The organism is Zhongshania sp. (genome assembly GCF_041623545.1).
Taxonomy (GTDB): domain Bacteria; phylum Pseudomonadota; class Gammaproteobacteria; order Pseudomonadales; family Spongiibacteraceae; genus Spongiibacter.
In genome coordinates this window covers 1-2,887 of record NZ_JBFJWS010000366.1, presented here as the reverse complement: position 1 = coordinate 2,887, position 2,887 = coordinate 1, and the positions used below count along the sequence as shown (strand labels likewise).

Annotated in this window: 2 protein-coding genes; both read right to left on the bottom strand. The window is 48.1% G+C overall.

Going from position 1 to position 2,887, the window contains the following annotated elements; all coding sequences use genetic code 11:
• Positions 1 to 47 precede the first annotated feature (47 nt).
• Positions 48 to 2,072, bottom strand: a complete 2,025-nt coding sequence (locus ABYT30_RS17935) for an ATPase, T2SS/T4P/T4SS family (RefSeq protein WP_373097857.1) — start codon at positions 2,070 to 2,072, stop codon at positions 48 to 50.
• Between the two features lie 42 nt (positions 2,073 to 2,114).
• On the bottom strand, positions 2,115 to 2,887 hold a 773-nt coding region (locus ABYT30_RS17930), incomplete at its 5' end, for an EAL domain-containing protein (protein WP_373097856.1).

The following is a 2,887-nucleotide window of genomic DNA, read 5'->3' as shown; positions in this document are numbered from 1 at the left end:
GTCGGTAAAGGCATGACTACACACCCACCAAGCCAAATTCCGGCGTCTTAATTACTGATAACACGGGTAACCTCTTCCAAAGTAGTCTCGCCTTTAAGTACATGCTCAAGACCGTCGGCATACAAGGTTTTTAAGCCACGATCTTTTGCATACTGATTAAGCACATCGCGACTGGGGTTTTTCATAATCAAGCTCTGCAGAGCGGCATCTACAGTGAGGATTTCGTGAATGCCAATACGCCCTTTATAACCGGAATCAAAACACTCTGAACAACCGCGCCCCGTTGCTAAGCGAACATTACTCAAATGCTGCCAGTTATAGCGCTCCAACATTTCTGGCGGTGGCCGGAAATAGGTTTTACAGTTTGGGCAGATGGTACGCACCAAACGCTGGGCAACCACGCCCACCAGTGCCGACGATAGCAAATAGGGCTCAACGCCCATGTCGATCATCCGCGTTACCGCACTAACGCTGTCATTGGTGTGCAGTGTAGATAACACCAAATGTCCGGTTAATGCTGCCTGCACCGCAATTTGCGCGGTTTCCCGCTCGCGGATTTCGCCGACCATGACGATATCTGGGTCTTGTCGCAAAATGTGTTTGAGCATTTTCGAAAAACTCAAACCAATGGCATCCCGGACTTCGTTTTGATTAATTATGTCGAGCTGATATTCGACCGGGTCTTCAACGGTAACAATATTCTTTTCTAAGGAATTTAGATGGTTCAGCCCAGCGTACAGCGACGTTGTTTTACCACTTCCGGTAGGACCGGTAACCAAAATAAGACCGTAACTGCGGGTAAGAATGTCTCGATATATCTCTAAATTACCCTCAGAAAAGCCAAGTTTATTGAGATCAAGAATGGTTCTCCGCTTGTCCAATACCCGCAGCACAACCTTCTCGCCATGCAAGCCTGGTAAGGAGCTAAAGCGCAAATCGACATTTTGCTTTTGTGTATAAACCTGAATACGACCATCCTGAGGCATTCGTCGCTCAGCAATATCCAGATTCGCCATGATCTTTAGACGCGACACAATCGCTGGGTGATAGTCTGCGCGGGGCGTCATCACCTGATACAAGATACTGTCTACTCGAAAGCGCACCCTAGAGCCCGTTGGCCCGGGCTCAATGTGAATATCACTAACCCCTTCTAGCACCGCTCGCTGAATGATGGCATTGACCAGATTAATAATTGGGCTGCCCGCCGACATCTCATCGATTTCAGAATAGTCGTCCGGGATATTGCTTTCGATCAGTTCTAAGTCTTCATCTATATCCGCAATAAAATTATCGTTTAGACTGCCCCCACCCGCCAAATCGGACAATATTTTCTGTATGTCTGCGCGACACGCTAAGACAGGACGGACCCGGCATTGGCTGCGCTCTTCTATCTCATCGAGGGCGGCTATATCTTGGGAGTCAGACAAGGCCACAGCAAGGGTATTGCGTAGTTTAAATAAAGGCAGCGCGTTAAGCCGCATTGCCGTCTCTCTCGGCAATATTTCGATAACGACGGGATCAAACAAGCCTGCCTTCAAATTGCTGACAAAAGGCGTGCCCAGCTGCTCACTGATTGCGCGTAAGACCTCCGCCTCCGGAACAATTTGTGAGTCGATTAATACCTGCCCCAAACGTTTGCCAGTACGAGTCTGCTCGTCCATTGCATGGCGCACGCCGTCAGCATCAATGAGTTTACGCTCGATGAGCAAATCGCCCAGCCGGAATACACCGCCACCCGCGTCGAGTGGAGGTGCATTGTCGCGGTCGACCGAGCCAACATGGCGATCGAAACCACTTATTTCAAATATCTTACGTAAGCCAGCTGAAGTGTTTGCAACTTTCAGCCAGCCGCCGTGGGCGCCCAGCCTGTCGTTTGCGTCTAAGAGCGCCTCCATCGCCTGGCTACCGAGAAACCGTACATTGCTAAGGTCTATCGCCACTTGAATATCCAAGGCCTCGATAGACTTATCAATAACATCTTGCAAGCCGGCCAATGCCCCCGGCTCGTCAGGTGACTCGGTAAGCGCAAGATACGTTACGGCACCCAAGTGGGTACTCAGAATTTCAGACACGCTACGTAAGCCTCTCCGCAATAACAGCAATAACTGGCTTGACTAGGACTTCACACATTGTCGCGCACTCTCCTGTGCTAACTCGTTTAGAACCGCAGTCAATAACAGCGGCTCAGATATAAAATAGCCTTGCGCGTAGTCAATACCGATCGACTCTAGCATATCCATTGATTGCTGACTGCTCACGAATTCAGCAATCGTCGTCAGTCCCATCAGTTTACCCACGCTGTTCATGACCTTGACCATACTAAAATTAACGTTATTGGATTCAATATCCTTAACGAAGCTTCCATCTATTTTCAGATACTCAACCGGTATTTCTTTCAAATAGCTAAACGAGCTCAAGCCACTGCCAAAATCATCAAGGGAAAAACTTGCGCCAACGCCTTTAACTGCACTAATTAAGGCCATAGCTTTATCAAATTGGCCAATAGCCGCCGTTTCTGTGACCTCAAAGCAAACTTGCCGGTTATCAAGATTGACACTCGACAGCGTGGTAAGCAAAAACTTCTTAAATTTCTCGCTACTTAAAGATTGGCCTGAAAGGTTAATACTCCAGATGGAATCCGGGCTTACGCTAGAAATATCATGTCGCTCAAGCATTTCAAGGCTACTTTTCACTACCCACTCATCAATACTCGGCATAAGGTCATAGCGCTCAGCTGCATCTATAAATTTGGCTGGCGACAAAGGTTCTCCTGTTTCATCAACAATTCGTAACAGGATCTCGTAGTGGGGTGGGCCACCCGATAATGAAGCCATTGGCTGGCAATACAATAAAAAACTTTGCTGACCAATAGCTGCTTTAACCTTGC